The 19,810-nt window shown below is 68.0% G+C and carries 18 protein-coding genes; 15 read left to right on the top strand and 3 right to left on the bottom strand.

The window, feature by feature from the left end:
- Window positions 1-86: 86 nt before the first annotated feature.
- From H289_RS0105965 to H289_RS0106010, 10 genes are all read left to right on the top strand, one after another.
- The gene (locus tag H289_RS0105965) at window positions 87-941 is read left to right on the top strand and encodes a DUF1707 SHOCT-like domain-containing protein (RefSeq protein WP_020099851.1); all 855 of its coding nucleotides are present in this window, start codon (window positions 87-89) and stop codon (window positions 939-941) included.
- Between the two features lie 166 nt (window positions 942-1,107).
- On the top strand, window positions 1,108-1,680 hold the full coding sequence (locus tag H289_RS29885; protein ID WP_020099852.1) for a PadR family transcriptional regulator: 573 nt from the start codon (window positions 1,108-1,110) through the stop codon (window positions 1,678-1,680).
- A gap of 53 nt (window positions 1,681-1,733) precedes the next feature.
- Window positions 1,734-2,822 (top strand): inositol-3-phosphate synthase, encoded by a 1,089-nt coding sequence (locus H289_RS0105975; protein WP_020099853.1) that lies wholly within the window; start codon window positions 1,734-1,736, stop codon window positions 2,820-2,822.
- A 186-nt stretch (window positions 2,823-3,008) separates the two neighbouring features.
- Window positions 3,009-3,572: an alkyl hydroperoxide reductase subunit C gene (ahpC, locus tag H289_RS0105980; protein WP_020099854.1), complete on the top strand. Its 564-nt coding sequence runs from the start codon at window positions 3,009-3,011 to the stop codon at window positions 3,570-3,572.
- Window positions 3,573-3,701: 129 nt separating this feature from the next.
- Complete coding sequence (gene ahpF / locus H289_RS0105985) at window positions 3,702-5,273, top strand: alkyl hydroperoxide reductase subunit F (protein ID WP_029104837.1); 1,572 nt, start codon at window positions 3,702-3,704, stop codon at window positions 5,271-5,273.
- 21 nt (window positions 5,274-5,294) lie between these two features.
- Window positions 5,295-6,209, top strand: a complete 915-nt coding sequence (locus tag H289_RS0105990; RefSeq protein WP_020099856.1) for an Rv0045c family esterase — start codon at window positions 5,295-5,297, stop codon at window positions 6,207-6,209.
- Between the two features lie 9 nt (window positions 6,210-6,218).
- Complete coding sequence (locus H289_RS0105995; protein WP_020099857.1) at window positions 6,219-7,001, top strand: LLM class F420-dependent oxidoreductase; 783 nt, start codon at window positions 6,219-6,221, stop codon at window positions 6,999-7,001.
- A gap of 78 nt (window positions 7,002-7,079) precedes the next feature.
- Window positions 7,080-8,840 (top strand): ABC transporter substrate-binding protein/permease, encoded by a 1,761-nt coding sequence (locus tag H289_RS0106000; protein WP_020099858.1) that lies wholly within the window; start codon window positions 7,080-7,082, stop codon window positions 8,838-8,840.
- Window positions 8,837-9,574, top strand: a complete 738-nt coding sequence (locus tag H289_RS0106005; protein WP_020099859.1) for an amino acid ABC transporter ATP-binding protein — start codon at window positions 8,837-8,839, stop codon at window positions 9,572-9,574. The genes H289_RS0106000 and H289_RS0106005 overlap by 4 nt, the downstream gene beginning before the upstream one ends.
- A gap of 40 nt (window positions 9,575-9,614) precedes the next feature.
- Window positions 9,615-10,079 carry a MarR family winged helix-turn-helix transcriptional regulator gene (locus H289_RS0106010; RefSeq protein ID WP_020099860.1) on the top strand — a complete coding sequence of 155 codons (465 nt, stop codon included), beginning with the start codon at window positions 9,615-9,617 and terminating at the stop codon, window positions 10,077-10,079.
- A gap of 7 nt (window positions 10,080-10,086) precedes the next feature.
- On the opposite strand, the gene ggh is transcribed toward H289_RS0106010, so the two are convergent.
- Window positions 10,087-11,427: a glucosylglycerate hydrolase gene (ggh, locus tag H289_RS0106015; protein ID WP_020099861.1), complete on the bottom strand. Its 1,341-nt coding sequence runs from the start codon at window positions 11,425-11,427 to the stop codon at window positions 10,087-10,089.
- A 54-nt stretch (window positions 11,428-11,481) separates the two neighbouring features.
- On the opposite strand from ggh, the gene H289_RS0106020 reads away from it, so the two are divergent.
- Genes H289_RS0106020 through H289_RS0106030 form a run of 3 tightly spaced genes read left to right on the top strand, consistent with a single transcriptional unit; the run spans window position 11,482 to window position 14,586 of the window.
- On the top strand, window positions 11,482-12,147 hold the full coding sequence (locus H289_RS0106020; protein WP_020099862.1) for an SDR family oxidoreductase: 666 nt from the start codon (window positions 11,482-11,484) through the stop codon (window positions 12,145-12,147).
- 31 nt (window positions 12,148-12,178) lie between these two features.
- Window positions 12,179-13,426 carry an ATP-binding protein gene (locus tag H289_RS0106025; RefSeq protein ID WP_029104839.1) on the top strand — a complete coding sequence of 416 codons (1,248 nt, stop codon included), beginning with the start codon at window positions 12,179-12,181 and terminating at the stop codon, window positions 13,424-13,426.
- Complete coding sequence (locus H289_RS0106030) at window positions 13,423-14,586, top strand: tetratricopeptide repeat protein (protein WP_020099864.1); 1,164 nt, start codon at window positions 13,423-13,425, stop codon at window positions 14,584-14,586. Before H289_RS0106025 ends, H289_RS0106030 begins: the two co-directional genes overlap by 4 nt.
- On the opposite strand, the gene leuS is transcribed toward H289_RS0106030, so the two are convergent.
- Window positions 14,583-17,465: a leucine--tRNA ligase gene (gene leuS / locus H289_RS0106035; protein ID WP_020099865.1), complete on the bottom strand. Its 2,883-nt coding sequence runs from the start codon at window positions 17,463-17,465 to the stop codon at window positions 14,583-14,585. The genes H289_RS0106030 and leuS overlap by 4 nt on opposite strands.
- 195 nt (window positions 17,466-17,660) lie before the next feature.
- On the opposite strand from leuS, the gene H289_RS0106040 reads away from it, so the two are divergent.
- On the top strand, window positions 17,661-18,692 hold the full coding sequence (locus H289_RS0106040; RefSeq protein WP_020099866.1) for an LpqN/LpqT family lipoprotein: 1,032 nt from the start codon (window positions 17,661-17,663) through the stop codon (window positions 18,690-18,692).
- 49 nt (window positions 18,693-18,741) lie between these two features.
- The gene (locus tag H289_RS0106045; RefSeq protein ID WP_020099867.1) at window positions 18,742-19,098 is read left to right on the top strand and encodes a hypothetical protein; all 357 of its coding nucleotides are present in this window, start codon (window positions 18,742-18,744) and stop codon (window positions 19,096-19,098) included.
- Window positions 19,099-19,107: 9 nt separating this feature from the next.
- On the opposite strand, the gene H289_RS0106050 is transcribed toward H289_RS0106045, so the two are convergent.
- Entirely contained in the window at window positions 19,108-19,728 is a 621-nt protein-coding gene (locus H289_RS0106050; RefSeq protein ID WP_020099868.1) for a YqgE/AlgH family protein, read from the bottom strand.
- Window positions 19,729-19,810 lie beyond the last annotated feature (82 nt).

Raw genomic sequence — 19,810 nt, forward strand, 5'->3', positions numbered from 1 at the left:
GTTGTGGCCGGCTCGATAGGTGCGGTGGCAAAAGGGCTTGTGGCCGGGCTCACGCAGGCGCGCCACCTGACCTTTACGCTTTCCCGGTGGCCACCGCAGCGACCCGGGCGAAAGACAGCGACCGCAACGACACCTGCCAGATTCTGGACACGGCACTGGCCGACGGCCAGCTGTCCGCCGAGGAGCACCGGCAGCGCGTCGCGGCGGCCACCAAGGCCGTCACCCTCGGAGAACTGCGCTCGCTGGTGACCGATCTGCAGACCGCGAACGCGTCGGTCAAGCTGCCCAACTTGAAGACCGGCGCCGGTCGGCCCGTCCGCACGACGGGTTGGGGCATCCTGGCCGCCGGCGCCGCGGTGATGCTCGTCGTCGGCGTCGCGATCGGTTGGGGTATCTACGCCGCGCCCGGCCAGTCCCCGCTGACCGCCGCGGAGGACCCGGGTGCCAAGCCCGACGGCGTCGCTCCCCTGGTGCTGACCCCGCCGCGCCAGCTGCAGTCGCTCGGCGGGCTGACCGGGTTGTTCACCCAGATGAAGAAGAAGTTCGGCGACACCACCGGCTACGAGCTCTCGATCTATTCGGACTACGCGATCCTGGAACGTCCCGACCCGGCCGAGCCGCGTCGCGTGCTGCGGTACGACTACCGCGGCGGCTGGGACGACCCCGACACCACAACGGTCAGCAGTGACGAGCGCGTCGTCGACCTGGGCAAGTTCGACGTCGAGAAGATCGCAGGCATTCTGCACGGCGCCCCGGAGACCCTGGGTATCAAGCGCAACGAGATCAACACCGTCTACATCGACATCAAGGCCAGCAAGGACATCACCGCCCCGCCGGACAGCGCCGCGATCTCGATCTATGTGTCCGGGAAGTTCAACAACAGCGGCTACATCGAGCTGGATGCCGAAGGCAACACCAAGCGCATCAGCTACCCCAGCTGATTCGCCCCGTGTTCGGCCGGTGTTGACGGCCGCATCGAATGTCGTTCATCTCCGTATGCGGCTCGATTGGCCGCGTATATATCGGCGCGATACTATTGCGCGAGGTGTTGAAGCGTCCTAGCGCTCAATATGCGATGTCGTCAATTAATGTCGGGGAGGTGACACTGTGCTGGAGCTGGCCATCCTGGGGCTTCTGCTGGAGTCCCCTATGCACGGCTACGAGCTGCGCAAACGGCTGACCGGACTGCTCGGCGCGTTCCGGGCGTTCTCGTACGGCTCGTTGTACCCGGCGTTGCGTCGCATGCAGGCCGACGGCCTGATCGTCGAAGACGCGGCACCGCTCGGTTCGACGAAGGTGCGTCGCGCGCGTCGCGTCTACCAACTCACCGACGCCGGCAAGCAACGGTTCACCGAACTCGTCGCGGACACCGGCCCACAGAACTACACCGATGACGGATTCGGTGTGCACTTGGCGTTCTTCAACCGGACTCCCGCCGAAGCCAGGATGCGAATCCTGGAAGGGCGGCGCCGTCAGGTCGAGGAACGTCGCGAAGGTCTGCGCGAGGCGATCGCACGGGCCAGCAGTTCACTCGACCGCTACACCCGGCAGCTGCATCAGCTCGGGCTCGAGTCCAGTGAACGCGAAGTGAAATGGCTCAACGAGCTGATTGCTGCCGAGCGCGTGGCAACTGCCGGACCGACGGCGCCGCCGTCACAAGGCCACGCCGACCAAACCTGAGCGCACCCGCCCACGGCGAACGCACTGAAAGAGTAGGAAAAGGAGACCGTCACATGTCTGAGTCGAATGAGGTTCGGGTCGCAATCGTCGGCGTAGGCAACTGCGCGGCGTCGCTCGTCCAGGGCGTGCAGTACTACCAGGACGCCGATGCGAACTCAACGGTGCCGGGTCTGATGCACGTGAAGTTCGGCCCGTACCACGTCCGCGACGTGAAGTTCGTGGCCGCGTTCGACGTGGACGCCAAGAAGGTCGGCTTCGACCTCTCCGAGGCCATCTTCGCCTCCGAGAACAACACCATCAAGATCGCCGACGTGCCGCCGAGCGACGTCATCGTGCAGCGCGGCCCGACCCTCGACGGCATCGGCAAGTACTACGCCGACACCATCGAGGTCTCCGACACCGACCCGGTCGACGTGGTCAAGGCCCTCAAGGACGCGAACGTCGACGTCCTGGTCTCCTACCTGCCCGTCGGTTCCGAAGAGGCCGACAAGTTCTACGCCCAGTGCGCCATCGACGCCAAGGTCGCATTCGTCAACGCCCTGCCCGTGTTCATCGCTTCGGACCCGGTGTGGGCCAAGAAGTTCGAGGACGCCGGCGTGCCGATCGTCGGCGACGACATCAAGAGCCAGGTCGGTGCCACCATCACCCACCGCGTGATGGCCAAGCTGTTCGAGGACCGCGGCGTCACCCTGGACCGCACCTACCAGCTGAACGTCGGCGGCAACATGGACTTCAAGAACATGCTCGAGCGCGAGCGCCTGGAGTCCAAGAAGGTCTCGAAGACGCAGGCCGTCACCTCGAACCTGACCGGCTCGCTGGCCGACAAGGTCTACGACAAGAACGTGCACATCGGCCCGTCGGACTACGTCGCCTGGCTCGACGACCGCAAGTGGGCGTACGTGCGCCTCGAGGGCCGCGCCTTCGGTGACGTGCCGCTGAACCTCGAGTACAAGCTCGAGGTGTGGGACTCCCCCAACTCGGCCGGCATCATCATCGACGCCGTGCGCGCCGCCAAGATCGCCAAGGACCGCGGCCTCGGCGGCCCGATCCTGCCGGCCTCGGCCTACCTGATGAAGAGCCCGCCGGTGCAGGTCGCCGACGACCTCGCCCGCACGCAGCTGGAAGCCTTCATCGAGGGGTAATTATCGACGTCAGAGTGGGCGGCCAGGTGAAACCTGGTCGCCCACTTTGTGTTTGAGGCCACGGGGCGACCGGGACCGATGTTGTGAGACTGGCCACAACCGCATTTTAAACTGGATTGAGTCCAAAAAAAGCGGCTAAGGTGGGTACTCGTAAGAGACATCCGACAGACCCGAAGAGAGGTTCTCGTGGCCCTGATCAACAAGCAGATCAAGCCGTTCTCCGCGACCGCATACAAGAACGGCACCTTCATCCCCGTGTCGGACGCCGACATCCAGGGCAAGTGGGCCATCTTCTTCTTCTACCCGGCCGACTTCACCTTCGTCTGCCCGACCGAGCTCGGCGACCTCGCCGACCACTACGAGGAGCTGCAGCGCCTCGGCGTCGAGGTGTTCTCGGTCTCCACCGACACCCACTTCACCCACAAGGCGTGGCACGACTCGTCCGACACCATCGGCAAGATCCAGTACGCCATGATCGGTGACCCGACCCTGCAGATCAGCACCAACTTCGAGGTGCTCCGTGAAGACCAGGGCCTGGCCGACCGCGGCACCTTCCTGGTCGACCCCGACGGCGTCGTCCAGTTCACCGAGGTCACCGCCGAGGGCATCGGCCGCAACGCCGCCGAGCTGGTCCGCAAGGTCAAGGCTGCCCAGTACGTGCGCAACCACCCGGGCGAGGTCTGCCCGGCCAAGTGGGAAGAGGGCGAAGAGACCCTGGCCCCGTCGCTGGAACTCGTCGGCAAGATCTAGTTCCGCTCTGCTGATGGCGGTACGGGCCCGGTTCGCCCGGCCCGTACCGCCCCCCAGAACTGCTTCACCCCAACATCTTTCGGGCCGCGAACGGCCCAGCCATTCCTATCCTCGATGGAGTTGATCCGCATGCTCGACACCTCACTCGCCGGCCAATTGAAGTCCCTGCTGGAGCGGCTGACCGTGCCGATCGAGCTGGTGTCCTCCCTCGACGACGGTCCCAAGTCCGCCGAGCTCGCCGAACTGCTCACCGAGATCGCGGCGATGTCGGACAAGATCACCTACGCGCGCACCGACGACGACGCCCGTCGGCCGTCGTTCGCCATCCGCCGCACCGGCACCGACGTCGAGGTCCGCTTCGCCGGCATCCCGCTGGGCCACGAATTCTCGTCGCTGGCCCTGGCCCTGCTGCAGGTCGGCGGATACCCGTCGAAGGAAGCCCCCGAACTGCTCGAGCAGGTCCGGAACCTCGACGCCGACCTGCACTTCGAGACCTACTTCTCGCTGTCCTGCCAGAACTGCCCCGACGTGGTGCAGGCGCTGAACCTGATGGCGATCCTCAACCCCCGCATCAGCCACGTCGCCATCGACGGCGCGCTGTTCAAGAACGAGGTCGAACAGCGCAAGGTGCTGGCTGTCCCCACCGTCTTCCTCAACGGTGAAGTGTTCGACTCGGGCCGCATGACCCTCGAGCAGATCATCGGCAAGGTCGACGTCGGCGCCGCACAGCGCACCGCCGAGGCGATCGCCGAGAAGGAGCCCTTCGACGTGCTGGTCGTCGGCGGTGGTCCCGCGGGCGCCGCGGCCGCAATCTACGCCGCCCGCAAGGGAATTCGCACCGGCGTGGTCGCCGAGCGCTTCGGCGGCCAGGTGCTGGACACCATGTCGATCGAGAACTACATCTCCGTCCCGCACACCGAGGGGCCGAAGTACGCCGCCGCGCTGGAAGCTCACGTCAACGAGTACGACGTCGACGTCATGAAGACGCAGCGCGGCGCGAAGCTGCTGCCGGCGCTCGACGAGGGCGGTCTCATCGAGATCTCGCTGGAGAGCGGCGCCTCGCTGACGGCCCGCACCGTCATCCTGTCCACCGGTGCCCGCTGGCGCGCGATGGACGTGCCGGGTGAGGCCGAGTACCGCAACAAGGGCGTCACCTACTGCCCGCACTGCGACGGACCGCTGTTCAAGGGCAAGCGCGTCGCCGTCGTCGGCGGCGGCAACTCCGGCGTGGAGGCCGCGATCGACCTCGCCGGCGTCGTCTCGCACGTGACGCTCATCGAGTTCGACTCGGTGCTGCGCGCCGACGAGGTGCTGCAGCGCAAGCTGCGCAGCCTGCCGAACGTCGACATCCTGCTGAGCACGCTGACCACCGAGGTCCTCGGCGACGGCGACCAGGTGACCGGCCTGACCTACCAGGACCGCACCACCGGCGAGTCGCACCAGCTCGACCTGCAGGGCGTCTTCGTCCAGATCGGCCTGCTGCCCAACACCGAGTGGCTCGAGGGCAGCGTCGAGCTGTCCAAGCGCGGCGAGATCGTCATCGACGAGCGCGGCCAGACATCGGTCCCCGGTGTGTTCGCCGCCGGCGACTGCACGACGGTGCCGTTCAAGCAGATCGTCATCGCCGCCGGCGCCGGTGCCACCGCAGCCCTGTCGGCGTTCGATCACCTGATCCGGACCACCGCACCGGTCGGCAGCTGAGCGCTCCACGGCTCGGGCGTAGTGTCCGAAGACGTGGCCCAGGAGATTTCTGACGACGACCTGCTGACGCTCGACGAGTTCGCGCTGCTGCCCGAGAACGCCGAGCAGATCGGGGCCGACGGTCCGCTGCCGACGGTGTCGCGGCTCGACGACGGCCCGATCAGCATGCTGAAGTGGGGCGTCGCGGCACCTGAGGTGGTGTTCCTGCACGGCGGTGGGCAGAACGCCCACACCTGGGACACCGTCATCCTGGGTCTCGGGGTCCCGGCGCTGGCCATCGACCTGCCCGGGCACGGGCGGTCGGCGTGGCGCGAGGACGGGGACTACGGTCCCAAGCTCAACGCGGAAACGCTGCGGCCGGTGCTGCGGACGCACGCCCCCGATGCCCGGCTGGTGGTCGGCATGTCCCTCGGCGGGCTGACGGCGCTGCGCATCGCGGCAACCGAGCCGGCCCTGGTGCCCGAGCTGGTACTGGTCGACGTCACGCCGTCGGCCCCCGAGCGCCACGAGCAGATGACGCAGGCGCAGCTGGGCGCCGTCGCGCTGGTGAAGGGTGACCGGAGCTTCCCGAGTTTCCAGGCGATGCTCGACGTCACCGTCGCGGCGTCACCGCACCGCAGCCGGAACTCGTTGCGGCGCGGTGTGTTTCACAACGCCAAGCAACTCGACGACGGCACCTGGACGTGGCGGTACGACGCGATACGCGTCGGCGACGGTTTTGCCGGGCTTTGGGATGACGTCCCGTCGATCACCATGCCGACCACGCTCGTGCGCGGCGCCAAGTCGTACTTCGTCCACGACGACGATGCCGCCGCCTTCGCGGCCGGCGCGCCGGGTTTCCGGCAGACCCACGTAGTCGCCGATTCCGGGCATTCCGTGCAGGGCGATCAGCCGGCCGCGCTCGTCGAAATCCTGCGAGGCGTCCTCGGCGGTTAGCGTGGGGTCATGACCCTTCCCATTCGCATCGGGGTTCAACTGCAGCCCCAGCACTCCTCCAACTACGGCTTCATCCGCGACGCGGTCCGGCGCGCCGAGGACCTCGGCGTCGACGTCGCCTTCAACTGGGACCACTTCTTCCCGCTGTACGGCGACCCCGACGGCGCCCACTACGAATGCTGGACCATGCTGGGCGCCTGGGCCGAGCAGACGTCGCGCATCGAGATCGGCGCGCTGGTCACCTGTAACTCGTACCGCAACCCGGAACTGCTGGCCGACATGGCGCGGACCGTCGACAACATCTCCGACGGGCGGTTGATCCTGGGCATCGGATCAGGTTGGAAAGAGAAGGACTACGACGAGTACGGCTACGAATTCGGTACGGCCGGAAGCAGACTCGACGACTTGGCGGCGGCCATGCCGCGCATCGTCTCGCGGCTCGGCAAGCTCAACCCACAGCCGGTGCGCGAGATCCCGGTACTGATCGGCGGGCAGGGCGAGCGTAAGACGCTGCGGCTCGTCGCGCAGTACGCGCAGATGTGGCACAGCTTCACCACGGCGGCGACCTACCCGGAGAAGGCCGCCGTGCTGGACCGGCACTGCGCCGACATCGGACGCGACCCGAGCACCATCGTCCGCTCGGCCGGCGTCGACAACAGCGGCGACGGCCTGATCGCCAACGCCGAAGCCCTTACCGCGCTCGGTGTTTCATTGCTGACGGTGGGCGTCAACGGGCCCGACTACGACCTGACCGACGCCGAGACGCTGGTCCGGTGGCGCGACACCCAGTAGTGGGGGCTGCCCGGCCGGATGAATTCCCGGCGAGCTGAAGCCGCTGCATTCGGCCGGGTACCGGCTAGGTTGACCTGCGTGACCTCTTTCCTGCGTGCGACGGTAGCGATACTGGTGGCACTCCTGGTCGGCTCGCTGAGCGTGGGCGTCCCGGCCCGCGCCACCACGGACCAGTGCGCGCCACCGGGCGTGCAGAGCGCCAGTGCCCTGCCCACCAACCTGGCCACCGCCGCCCAAGGCGACGGCACCGACAAATACACGACACCTGGCACCCAACCGCTTTCGACGGTGCGGCCCGACACCTTGGGGCTCGGCACGCCGGGAGTGCTGACCGTCGGCACACTGTCCGATGCCCCGCCGAGCATCTGTATCAACTCCAGCGGCCAGTTCACCGGATTCGACAACGAGCTGCTGCGGGCCATCGCCGAGAAGATCGGCCTGCGCGTCAACTTCGTCGGCACCGACTTCGCCGGCCTGCTGGCGCAGGTCGCGTCCCGCCGCTTCGACGTCGGATCATCATCGATCACCACCACCGACGCCCGGCGCCGCACCGTCGGGTTCACCAATGGCTATGACTTCGGCTACTTTTCGCTCGTCGTGCCGACCGGATCGGCCATCAACGGGTTCGGCGCGCTGAAAGCCGGGCAGCGTATCGGCGTCGTGCAGGGCACCGTGCAGGAGGCCTACGTCGTCGACACCCTGCACCTGGAACCGGTGAAGTTCCCGGACTACGCCACCGTGTACGCCAACATCAAGACCCGGCAGCTCGACGCCTGGGTGGCGCCGTCGCAGCAGGCCTCCGGCACCGTGCAACCGGGCGACCCGGCGCGCATCGTCGAAAACACCTTCAGCTTGGACAATTTCGTGGCCTACGCGGTCGCCAAGGAGAACAAGCCGCTGGTCGACGCCCTCAACGCGGGGCTCGACGCGGTGATCGCCGACGGCACCTGGGCGCGGCTCTACGCCGACTGGGTGCCGCGGGCCCTGCCGCCGGGCTGGAAGCCCGGATCAAAGGCCGCACCCGCACCGCAGCTGCCCGACTTCAACGCCATCGCCGCGTCTCACGCGTCAGCGGCCCCGTCGGCCGGTCCCGCGCCGAAATCCACGCTCTCGCAACTGAAAGACGCGTTCCTGGACTGGCGCCTGTACCGGCAGGCCATCCCCGATCTGTTCAAGACGGGCCTGCCGAACACACTGATCCTGACCATCAGCGCGAGCGTCATCGGCCTCATCATCGGCATGGCGCTGGCCATCGCCGGCATCTCCCGGTCGCGCTGGCTGCGGTGGCCGGCCCGGGTGTACACCGACATCTTCCGCGGCCTGCCCGAAGTGGTGATCATCCTGGTGATCGGGCTGGGCATCGGGCCGGTCGTCGGCTCGCTGACGGGAAACAACCCGTACCCCTTGGGAATTGCCGCGCTGGGCCTGATGGCCGGCGCGTACATCGGTGAGATTCTGCGCTCCGGTATCCAGAGTGTGGACGCCGGCCAGCTCGAGGCCTCGCGCGCGCTGGGCTTCGGCTATCCGGCGTCGATGCGCCTGGTGGTGGTGCCGCAGGGGGTTCGCCGGGTGCTGCCGGCGCTGATGAACCAGTTCATCTCGCTGCTGAAGGCGTCGTCGCTGGTGTACTTCCTCGGGTTGATCGCCAGCCAGCGGGAGCTGTTCCAGGTGGGCCGCGACCTCAACGCGCAGACCGGTAACCTGTCTCCGCTGGTCGCTGCCGGCTTGTTCTATCTGGCCCTGACCGTCCCGCTGACCCATCTGGTCAACTACATCGACCGGCGACTGAGCAAGGGCAAGCCCGTCGCAGCCGAGGTCGCGACCCAGGAGATCATATGACCACCCCACAGGCAGTCTCCTTGGCCGCCAAGGATATTCACCTGTCGTTCGACGCCAACACGGTGTTGCGCGGCGTCGACCTCGACGTGCCGGCCGGCACCACGACGGCGGTCATCGGGCCGTCGGGCTCGGGCAAGTCGACGCTGCTGCGCACCCTGAACCGGTTGTACGAACCGGACCGCGGCGACATCCTGCTCGACGGGCGGTCGGTCCTGAAGGACAACCCCGATCAGCTGCGCCAGCGGATCGGCATGGTGTTCCAGCATTTCAACCTGTTCCCGCACCGGACGGTGCTGGAGAACGTCACGCTGGGGCCCCGCAAACTGAAGGGCCTGGACGCCGCGGCGGCCCGCGAACTCGGGCTGCAACTGCTCGAGCGGGTCGGGCTCAAACACAAGGCCGACGTGCGCCCAGCAACCCTGTCCGGTGGGCAACAGCAACGTGTCGCGATCGCCCGCGCGCTCGCCATGAGCCCCCAGGTGATGTTCTTCGACGAGGCCACGTCGGCGCTGGATCCCGAATTGGTCAAGGGCATCCTGGCGCTCATCAGCGAACTCGGGGCGGACGGCATGACCATGGTGGTGGTCACTCACGAGATGGGTTTCGCCCGGTCAGCGGCGGATTCGGTGGTGTTCATGGATGACGGCCGGGTGATCGAGACCGGAACCCCCGAGCAGATCTTCGAATCCGCGGAAACTCAACGTTTACGTCAATTTCTGGCGCAGGTTGTCTAATGCCGACCAGTATCCGGCATACACGTTAGACTATCGAACTATGTCGTCGACGGAGCCGCAGGTCGCGGACCTTGCAGGAGACCTGCAACAGGTCCTCTCCAAGCTGTTCAACGTGATGCGCCGACGCGTCGAGATCCCGAAGGACGCCGAAGCCGGCGCCGATCTGACCCTGGCGCAGCTGTCCATCCTGCTGACGCTGCTGGATCGTGGCCCCATCCGGATGACGGAGCTGGCCGCCCACGAACGCGTCCGCACCCCCACCACCACGGTGGCGATCCGGCGGTTGGAGAAGCTGGGTCTGGTCAAGCGTTCGCGTGACCCATCGGATCTGCGCGCCGTGCTGGTCAATGTGACGCCGCGCGGACTCGTGCAGCACCGTGAGGCCCTCGAGGCCCGCCGGAAGGTGCTGATCGCGATGATGGCCAACCTGACGCCCGAGGACATCGACCACATCGCCAAGGCCCTTGGGCCGCTGGAGAAGCTGACCACCAGCAGCGACGACTAGGTCGGGGTCACCCCAGCCAGTCGAGCACGGCGGCGGCGGTCCACGACTGCTGCATGCTGCCGAGCGGTTCCCCGGTGAACGGTTCGTAGTATTCGGCGAACGTGCCGTCGCTGGCCTGCCGCAAGCCTTCCCGCCGCAGGATCGACGCGCGCTCGGACCAGCCGCGGCGCGCGAAACACCACGAGAAGAGCCACGTCATCACCGGCCACACCGGGCCGCGCCAGTACTCGCGCGGACGGAAATCGCGGGACACCGGTGACGTCGACGGGATCAGCGGGTACTTGAGGTCGGGGTGCGCGCAGAACCGCGGCCCCTCCAGCAGGCGCAGCAGCGCCCGTTCACGGTCATGCGGCAGACCGCCGCAGAGCAACGGCGCGAACTGCGCCACCGTCTCACTCGGAATCCACTTGCCGGCCCGCAGGTCGAAGTCCCGCGCCGCGCCGGTGCGCTCGTCGCTGGTCGCCACCACGCCCTGCCGGAACCGCTCGGCCCACGAATAGAGTTCGCGCACATCGGAATTCGGACGTTTGTAGTCCTCACCGATCTCGGCCAGGACCGTGCACGCCACCGACAGGATGGCCGAGACGAAAACGTCTTCGACCTGGAAGCTCATGACCTTCGGCAGCAGCGCGTCGTCGTACCGGACGGACTTCATCTCCTCCAGCAGCCACAGGTACCGGTCGTACTCGACGTCGGACGGACGCTGGCTGGTGTCGGTGATGATCGCGTTGTCCTCACGCTGATACTCGGGCACCGCACCCGGAATCACGTTGGCGTACGCGCTATCCCACCTCGGTGAGTTGTCCATGCCGGACTCCCAGCCGTGGTACAGCGTCACCCGGCCGTGTTCCTGTGGGTCACGCGCCTCGGCCAGCCAGCGGTGCCAGCGCACCAGGTCGTCCCACCGCCGGTCCAGGAACGCCTCGGCGACCACCCGGGTGGAGCGCCCCCGGGTCCGGGCGTGATCCAGAATCCGTTGCACCGCAATGGCATGCACGGGCGGCTGGGTGATGCCGGAGGTGTCCCGGTTGCGCGGCGCGTTGACGGCCAGGCTGGAGGTCTCCCACCGCGCCGGCCCCGGGAAGTAGCCGTCGACCCCGTTGGCGAACACGATGTGCGGGATCATGCCGTTGGCCCACTGCGCCGACAGCAGGGTGTCCAGCTCGACGACGGCGCGCTCGACCGTCAGCGACGCCAGACCGATCGACACGAACGCGGCATCCCAGCTCCACATGTGCGGGTACAGCAACGGCGCGGCCGTCGTCATGACGCCCAGGTCATTACCGCGCAGCAGGTAGGCGGCGCGGGCCGAGAGCTGGGTGGGCGCGAAGCTGTGGTCGGGTGGCATCGCTGTCCATTGTGCGTCGCGGCCCGGGGATTCGCTGATCGGTAGGCTCACGCCATGCCGACCGCAATGATCACGGGCGCTTCCCGGGGCCTCGGAATGGCCATCGCCGAAGCCCTCGCGCCGACCCACACGCTGTTCCTGGCCGGCCGGCCGACGGCCGAACTCGACGCCGTCGCCGAGCGTCTGGGCGCGACCACGTGGCCCATGGACCTCACCGACTACGAGGGCGTCGAGGCGACGGTCGAGCCGATCGTCGAACTCGACGTACTGGTCCACAACGCCGGCGTCGCGTACCCGGGCCGGGTCGGCGAATCCTCGATCGAGGAGTGGCGGGCCACCATGGAAGTGAATGTGCTTGGCGCCGTGGGACTTACGCTGCCGCTGCTGCCGGCATTGCGGGCGGCCCGGGGCCAGGTGATCTTCGTGAACTCCGGCGCCGGACGCAGCCCCTCCCCCGGCCTGGCGTCGTACGCGGCCAGCAAGTTCGCGCTGCGGGGTTTCGCCGATGCCCTGCGCACCGACGAACCGGCGCTGCGGGTGACGACGGTGTACCCCGGCCGCATCGACACCGACATGCAGTGGAACCTCGTGGCCTACGAGGGCGGCGACTACGACCCGGCGCGGTTCTTGAAGCCCTCGACCGTCGCGCAGGTGATCGCGCAGATCGTGGCCACCCCGGACGACGCCCACCAGCACGAGGTGATCATTCGCCCGCGCTGACGTGCGGCTCGGTATTGGAGAGGATGGCCACATGGCCGTAGACCCACAAGTGCTCGCCGCGATCGACCGCGCGGTACGTGCCGACCCCGCCAACCGCGCGCTGCGTCTGCACCTCGTCGACCTGCTGCTCGATGACGGCCAACACGCCGCGGCACTCGGCCACTGCGAAGTGCTGCTCCAGCAGTCTCCCGACGACGCCGATGCTCTTGGGCGAAAGGCCAAGGCGCTCAGTCAGTTCGGGCTGCCACCCGTCGACCCGCCCGTGACTCCGCCAGCCGCGCCCCCGGCTCCACCGACTCCGCCAGCTCCCCCGGTACCGCCGGCTCCACCGGCCAGTCCGTCGCATGAACCGGCGTGGGCCACCACCGAGGACGACGACGACGTCATCTCCGCCAGCGACCTCATCGACATCGTGCGGCCCGAGCTGACACTCGCCGACGTGGCGGGGATGGAGGACGTCAAAGAGCGCCTCCGGATGGGTTTCCTCGAACCCATGCGCAACGAGGAACTGCGCCGATCATTCGGGCACACGCTGCGGTCCAGCATGCTCCTGTGGGGGCCTCCCGGCTGCGGCAAGACGTTCCTGGCCAAGTCGCTCGCCGGCGAACTGGGCCTGTACTTCATCCACGTCGGAATCGCCGACGTCCTGGACAAGTGGCTCGGCAACAGCGAGCGCAACATCAAGAACGTTTTCGACGAGGCCCGGCAGCTGCGGCCGACCGTGCTGTTCATCGACGAGCTGGACGCGCTGGGCCACAAGCGGGCACAGACGTCGAGCTACATCCGCAGCATCGTCAACCAGTTGCTCCTCGAGCTGGACGGGGCCGCCAGCGACAACGAAGGGCTGCTGGTCCTCGGCGCAACGAACCAGGTCTGGGACATCGACCCGGCCCTGCTCCGCCCCGGACGCTTCGACCGCAAGGTGCTGGTGCTGCCGCCCGACCAACCAGCCCGGCAGGCCATCCTCGCCCATCACCTCCGGCACAGCCCGACCGGCCCGCTCGACCTGGCGCGGATCGCCGCACGCACCGACGGCTATTCCGGGGCCGATCTTGCCGGATTGTGCCGCCGCGCAGTCGAATTCGCGCTACATGAGTCGGTGCGACGGGGCGCCACCCAACCGGTGACCCAGAATCACCTCGAAGCCGCGCTGCGGGATACCCCACCCAGCACCGGGGCGTGGTTCAGCCTGGCCCAGAACTACGTCGCATTCGCCGAGAACCGGGAAGAGTTCGGCGAACTCGAGCAATACCTCCACGGCCGCAAGCGGCGCCGATGACGTCGTCCAACGCTGAAGCCGTCGAGAAGGTGCGGATACTTCTCGAGCTCGACCGCAACAGCGAAGCCGAGCAAGCGGCCATCGAAGCACTGCGCCACGACCCCAACAATCCAACCCTGTTGGGAATGCTGGCCATTGCGATGGAGGCACAGGGCTTCTCCACCGATGCCCGGGGTTGGGCCGAACGGTCGCTGAGCATCGACCCGCGCCAGCCCTGGGTCCTGTCGGTCCATGCGCGCGCCATCCTCAGCGGCGCGGGAAACCCACAGGAGGCTGTTCAATCAGCTTATGCGGCAGCGCAATTGGACCCCAATGACGTCAACTACCGGTACACGCTGACCCGCGCCTATCTGAGGTCGAATCAACGGGCATACGCACAATCAACGGCGGAGTCCATCCGCGCCGTTGCGCCCGCTTCGCCGCTGGGACCGCTGGCACAGGCACTCGTCGAGATCGACCGCGTGCGGTTCTATCGCCCGAATCCGGTGTGGGCAGTGCTGATCGTGCTGCTGTCCCGAGGCCTCGCGCTGTTCGTCATGGCCATCATCTGGCTGTTCCACTTTGTGCGACGGCGCGGACCGCTACGTCGCGCGGATGCCCATCTTCTCGAGGGGCTGCGCCTGGACCCCGGCAACCCGCACACCCACGCCGTCGCCGCCGAAGTCGCCCGGATGCGCTTCCGCTATGTGCAATCGGTCGACGCCACACTGGCGCTGGCCGCGATCGACTCCGGCATGGTCGACGCCAATCAACTCGCCCGCGGCATCGCGCGGAGGACATCGATGGTTACGGTTGCCGCGTTCGCGTTCTGGGCAGTGTGGCTGCCATTCCTCAACGCGGCAGGCCACAACATCGCCGCTGTCGTCGAGACAGTGCTGGCGATCATCGGCGGCGCGGGGGTCCTGTGGCTCGACCGTGAACAGACGAAGCGGCTGCCGCCCGGCGTGCTGCGCCTCGTCCGCCGACGCTGGATCCTGCCCGTGACGCTGCTCGCCATCGCGGCGTTGAGCGGCCTGGTGGGCTTCGCCTCGCTCGGCTTTCCCGGTATCGCGGTTCCCACCCTGGTGACCATGACGCTGGCCCTCATCGGCGCGGTCCTCGCGATTTGTGCACGATTTTCCGCGGTCAGCGCGAAAAATCGTGCACAAATCCCTGGTTAGGCGACGATGTTGACCAGCCGGCCGGGCACCACGATGACCTTCTTGGGCGTGGCGCCGGCCAGGAAGGCCTGCACCTTCTCGTCGGCCAGGGCCGCGGCTTCCAGCGTGGCCTTGTCGGCATCGGCGGCGACGACGATCTTGCCGCGCACCTTGCCGTTGACCTGCACCGGGTACTCGACGGTGTCGTCGACCAGGTAGCGCTCGTCGGCGACCGGGAACGGGCCGTGCGCCAGCGACTTCTCGCTGCCCAGACGGCGCCACAACTCCTCGGCCAGGTGCGGCGCCAGCGGCGCGACCATCAGCACCAGCGGTTCGACCGCAGCGCGAGCGGTGACGCCCTCCTTGGTCAGGTGGTTGGTGTACTCGATGAGCTTGGCGGCGGCGGTGTTGTTGCGCAGCGCCGCGTAGTCCTCGTTCACACCGGCGATGGTCTTGTGCAGCTGCTTGAGCGTCTCCTCGGAGACCGCGTCGTCCGAAACCCTTGGTGCACCGGTGGTTTCGTCGACGACGACGCGCCACACCCGCTGCAGGAACCGGTGCGCGCCGACGACGTCCTTGGTCGCCCAGGGCCGGGATGCCTCCAGCGGACCCATCGACATCTCGTAGACGCGCAGGGTGTCCGCGCCGTACTCCTCGCAAATCTCGTCGGGCGAGACGGAGTTCTTCAGGCTCTTGCCGATCTTGCCGAACTCCTGGTTGACCTCGATCTCACCGTCCGGGCCCGTCCAGAAGAACTTGCCTTCGCGCGGGGCGACTTCCGCCGCCGGCACATAGGTGCCGCGGGAGTCGGTGTAGGCGAACGCCTGGATGTAGCCCTGGTTGACGAGGCGCCGGTACGGTTCGCGCGACGACACGTGGCCGAGGTCGAACAGCACCTTGTGCCAGAACCGCGAGTACAGCAGGTGCAGGACCGCGTGCTCGACGCCGCCGACGTACAGGTCGACGCCACCGGGATCGCCGGCGCCGTAGATCTCGGGCCGCGGGCCCATCCAGTAGGCCTCGTTCTCCTTGGCGCAGAACGTTTCCGAGTTGTGTGGGTCGGCGTAGCGCAGCTCGTACCAGGAGCTGCCGGCCCACTGCGGCATGACGTTGGTGTCGCGGGTGTAGGACTGCAGCCCGTCGCCCAGATCGAGCTCGACGTGCACCCACTCGGTGGCCTTGTTCAGCGGCGGCGACGGCTCGCTGTCGGCGTTGTCCGGGTCGAACAGCACCGGCGAGTAGTCGGGTACGTCCGGAAGTTCCACGGGCAGTGCCGAATCCGGCAGCGGGTGGGCGCGGCCGTCGGCGTCGTAGACGATCGGGAACGGCTCGCCCCAGTACCGCTGGCGTGCGAAAAGCCAGTCCCGCAGTTTGAATTCGACGCGGGCCTGGCCGCGGCCGTCCGCGATCAGCTTCTCGGTGACGGCGGCCTTGGCGTCGGCGACGTTCAGTCCGTCGAGGTAATCGGAGTTGACCACTGCGCCGTCGCCCGTGTACGCGGACTCCGAAAGATCGCCGCCGGCAATGACTTCCACGATGGGCAGGCCGAACGCCGTCGCGAACTCCCAGTCGCGCTGGTCGTGGCCGGGCACCGCCATGATGGCGCCGGTGCCGTAGCCGGCCAGCACGTAGTCGGCGATGAAGATCGGAACCTGTTGTCCGTTCACCGGATTCGTGGCGTAGGCGCCGGTGAAGACACCGGTCTTGGTCTTGTTCTCCTGGCGCTCCAGGTCGGACTTCGCGGCGATGGCGGCGCGGTAGGCGGCGACCGCCTCGGCCGGTGTGGCCTCTCCGTAGGTCCACCGGTCGTCGATGTCGGCGGGCCAGGAACCGGCCAGCAGCGAATCCACCAGGTCGTGCTCGGGAGCCAGCACCAGGTAGGTCGCGCCGAACAGCGTGTCCGGGCGAGTGGTGAAGACCTCGATGTCGGCGTCCCCCGCGGAGAACAGCACCTCCGCACCGACGGAGCGGCCGATCCAGTTGCGCTGCATGGCCTTGACCTTGTCGGGCCAGTCCAGCACGTCCAGGTCCTCGAGCAGCCGGTCGGAGTACGCGGTGATGCGCATCATCCACTGCCGCAACCGCTTCCGGAACACCGGGAAGTTGCCGCGCTCGCTGCGCCCGTCGGAGGTCACCTCTTCGTTGGCCAGCACGGTGCCCAGACCCGGGCACCAGTTGACCATCGAGTCGGAGCGGTACACCAGGCGGTAGGAGTCGACGACCTCGGCACGTTCGGCGGCAGTCAGCGCCGACCAGTTCCGGCCGTCATCGAGAGCCCTTGCGCCGGAATCGAATTCGGCGATGAGCTCGGCGACGGGCCGGGCCTTCTGCTGCGCCGCGTCGAACCAGGCGTTGTAGATCTGCAGGAAGATCCACTGCGTCCACTTGTAGAAGTCGGTGTCGGTGGTGGCGAAGCTGCGGCGCGAGTCGTGGCCCAGGCCCAACCGTCCCAGCTGCCGCCGGAAGTTGACGATGTTGGCCTCGGTCCGGGTGCGCGGGTGCGTGCCCGTCTGGACCGCGTACTGCTCGGCAGGCAGGCCGAAGGCGTCGAAGCCCAGGGCGTGCAGGACATTGCGGCCCGTCATGCGGAAGTAGCGCGCGTACACGTCGGTGGCGATGTAGCCGAGCGGGTGCCCGACGTGCAGGCCGTCGCCCGAGGGGTACGGGAACATGTCCTGCACGAACATCTTGTCCGCCGGCACCGGCGCGCCGTCGGTGGGTGCGAGCGAGCCGACGGGATTCGGCACGTTGAAAGTGCCGCGGTCCGTCCACACCTGCTGCCAGTCGGCCTCGATGCGGCCGGCGAGTTCGGCCGTGTAACGGTGCTGCGGGCTGTCGGCGTCGACGGCCACGGCCGCCTCGGGACGCACGCCTGCCTGCGCATTCGGGGAATCGCTCACGTGCACAGGGTAGTCAACACCCCCGGCGCGACCTGCATCACGCCAGCCGATCGGCGTTGGTCTCGGTTCCGTTGCAGTGCGGTCAGAGCACGGTTGCAGGTGCGCGCCGGATCTGGTGGGCACCGCACATACCTACCTACAGTCGGCACCAGTGCAACGCGTGAGACAGAAGTGAAGCGGAAGGACCGACGCCACATGTTCGAGAACGCCCGCCACTGGCGGCTTCTGGCAGGAGGTGTCGCCGCGGGCCTGGCGGGCGTCGTCGGCTTCGCAGGCAACACCGCATCCGCCGATCCCCTGCCGCCCCAGCCCGTCCTCCCGGCACCCGCCACGGTGACCCAGACGGTCACGGTGCAGGCCGCCCCGGCGCCGGTGGCTGCGGCCCAGCCGGCCGGACCCGCGTTCATCCCCGCAGGTCAGCCCGCCGCCGTACCCCAGCCGGCCACACTTCCCCAGCCCGCGGTGGCGCAGCCGGTCATCGCCCCGGCGCCGCCGCCCACACCCGCCATCGCCCCGGCCGCCTCGGGCACCATCGCCGAGTTCTTCCGCGCCCACAACGTCGCCATGCAGCGGCAGACAGCCGCCGGCTTCACCGCGCTGAACATCGTCCTGCCGGTGCCGCCGGGCTGGGCCGCGGTGCCCGACCCGAACGTGCCCGACGCCTTCGCCGTGATCGCCGACCGCGTCGGCGGCGACGGCCTCTACACCTCGAACGCCGCGCTGCAGGTCTACAAGCTCGTCGGCGACTTCGACCCGCGCGAAGCCATCAGCCACGGCTTCATCGACAGCCAGCAGCAGGTCGCGTGGCGGTCCACCGACGGTTCGATGGCTGATTTCTATGGCATGCCGTCGTCGATCATCGAAGGCACGTACCGCGAGAACAACCTGACGCTGAACACCTCTCGGCGGCACGTAATCGCGACGTCGGGTGCCGACCGCTACCTGGTGACGCTGTCGGTGACCACGAGTGCCCAGGTGACCGTCGCGTCCGGCAACGCCACCGACGCCATCGTCAACGGCTTCAAGATCAGCACACCGGGTGCACCGGCCGCAGCGCCGGCGCCGGCCGCCGTCCCCGCACCGGCCGCAGCACCTGCACCGGCTGCTGTGCCCGCGCCCGTCGCACCGGCTCCGGCCGCGCCGATGGTCCCGGCACCGGCCGCCGTCGCGCCGCACGCCGCCGGGGCCGTACCGCTCACCGCGTCGATCCCCGGCCTCGGCCGCTGACCGGTCACCGGTTTGGAGCGGCCGCCCGGCCGCCCCTATCCTGAGACGCATGCTGATCGCCGCGGTGCTGTGCCTGTGCGCGGCCGTGGTGACCGCGGGCGTCGGCGCCTGGTCGCTGAGCCGCCCCCCATCGACCGACACCGTGCCGCGCGTGCTGCGCTCGGTGGCACCGATCCAACTCGCGACGGCCGCGATGCTCGCCGCCGGTGGTGCCGTCGCGCTCGTCGCACCGCGCAGCACCGGGGTGATGGTGTTGATGGTCTGCGTCATCGGCGCCGTCGGCACCTTCGCCGCCGGCTGCTACCAGGGCGCCAAGGCCGGGGCCGCCATGATGGCCCGGGAGAACGCGCCCGCCGGTGACGGCTGCGCCGGCAGCTGCGCCAGCTGCACGCTGTCCTGCAGCTGATTTCGCCGGTTAGTTACGGCTCACATCGATCGGGTGCGTCGCCAGCATCGCCATGGGCATCGGCTGACGGCGTAGCACCCGCGACCACAGATCCACCCGCGGTTCCACGAGGACGTCCGACGGCAGCGCAGACAGGACGATCCAGTCGTCGCGCTCGATCTCACCGTCGAGCTGACCCACCGACCATCCCGAGTAGCCGGCGTAAATCCGCACGCCCTCGACGGCGCCTTCGATGTCCTCGGGGTCGGCGTCCAGGTCGACCATCGCGATGCGGCCCTGCACATGTCGCAGCCCCGGCACCGACGACGCGTCGACGCCGACCTTCATGGTCGCCAGGCACAGCGCGGAATCGCGTTTCACCGGACCGCCGATGAACATCGACTTGGGTTTCTTCGCGAGCTTCGCCCACTGCGGCAGCACGTTGTAGACGGCCGTCTCGCTGGGCCGGTTCAGGACGACGCCGAGCGTGCCACCGGAGTTGTGCTCAACGATGTAGATGACGCTGCGCCGGAACGTCGGCTCCAGCAGGTCGGTGTTGGCGAGCAGCAGTGTCCCCGCCCGAATCCGGTGCGAGGCGGGAGCGAAATCGCGGTAATCCTCCGGTTCCTCTGACTGCGCCACGCCCTCCATAATGGCACTTGAGAGCCGTCGCCGTGACCAACGCACACGGCCCGCCGGGATATTTGTACTGTGGAGCGGGTCGCTTCAACCA

The sequence above is a fragment of the Mycobacterium sp. 360MFTsu5.1 genome (assembly GCF_000383495.1).
GTDB classification, from domain to species: domain Bacteria; phylum Actinomycetota; class Actinomycetes; order Mycobacteriales; family Mycobacteriaceae; genus Mycobacterium; species Mycobacterium mucogenicum_B.

Coding starts and splice junctions, on each gene's coding strand:
- H289_RS0105975 (WP_020099853.1), top strand. CDS start 1,734: ATGTCTGAGTCGAATGAGGTTCGGGTCGCAATCGTCGGCGTAGGCAAC.
- ahpF (WP_029104837.1), top strand. CDS start 3,702: ATGCTCGACACCTCACTCGCCGGCCAATTGAAGTCCCTGCTGGAGCGG.
- H289_RS0105995 (WP_020099857.1), top strand. CDS start 6,219: ATGACCCTTCCCATTCGCATCGGGGTTCAACTGCAGCCCCAGCACTCC.
- H289_RS0106005 (WP_020099859.1), top strand. CDS start 8,837: ATGACCACCCCACAGGCAGTCTCCTTGGCCGCCAAGGATATTCACCTG.
- H289_RS0106010 (WP_020099860.1), top strand. CDS start 9,615: ATGTCGTCGACGGAGCCGCAGGTCGCGGACCTTGCAGGAGACCTGCAA.
- ggh (WP_020099861.1), bottom strand. CDS start 11,427: ATGCCACCCGACCACAGCTTCGCGCCCACCCAGCTCTCGGCCCGCGCC.
- H289_RS0106020 (WP_020099862.1), top strand. CDS start 11,482: ATGCCGACCGCAATGATCACGGGCGCTTCCCGGGGCCTCGGAATGGCC.
- H289_RS0106025 (WP_029104839.1), top strand. CDS start 12,179: ATGGCCGTAGACCCACAAGTGCTCGCCGCGATCGACCGCGCGGTACGT.
- H289_RS0106030 (WP_020099864.1), top strand. CDS start 13,423: ATGACGTCGTCCAACGCTGAAGCCGTCGAGAAGGTGCGGATACTTCTC.
- H289_RS0106040 (WP_020099866.1), top strand. CDS start 17,661: ATGTTCGAGAACGCCCGCCACTGGCGGCTTCTGGCAGGAGGTGTCGCC.
- H289_RS0106045 (WP_020099867.1), top strand. CDS start 18,742: ATGCTGATCGCCGCGGTGCTGTGCCTGTGCGCGGCCGTGGTGACCGCG.
- H289_RS0106050 (WP_020099868.1), bottom strand. CDS start 19,728: ATGGAGGGCGTGGCGCAGTCAGAGGAACCGGAGGATTACCGCGATTTC.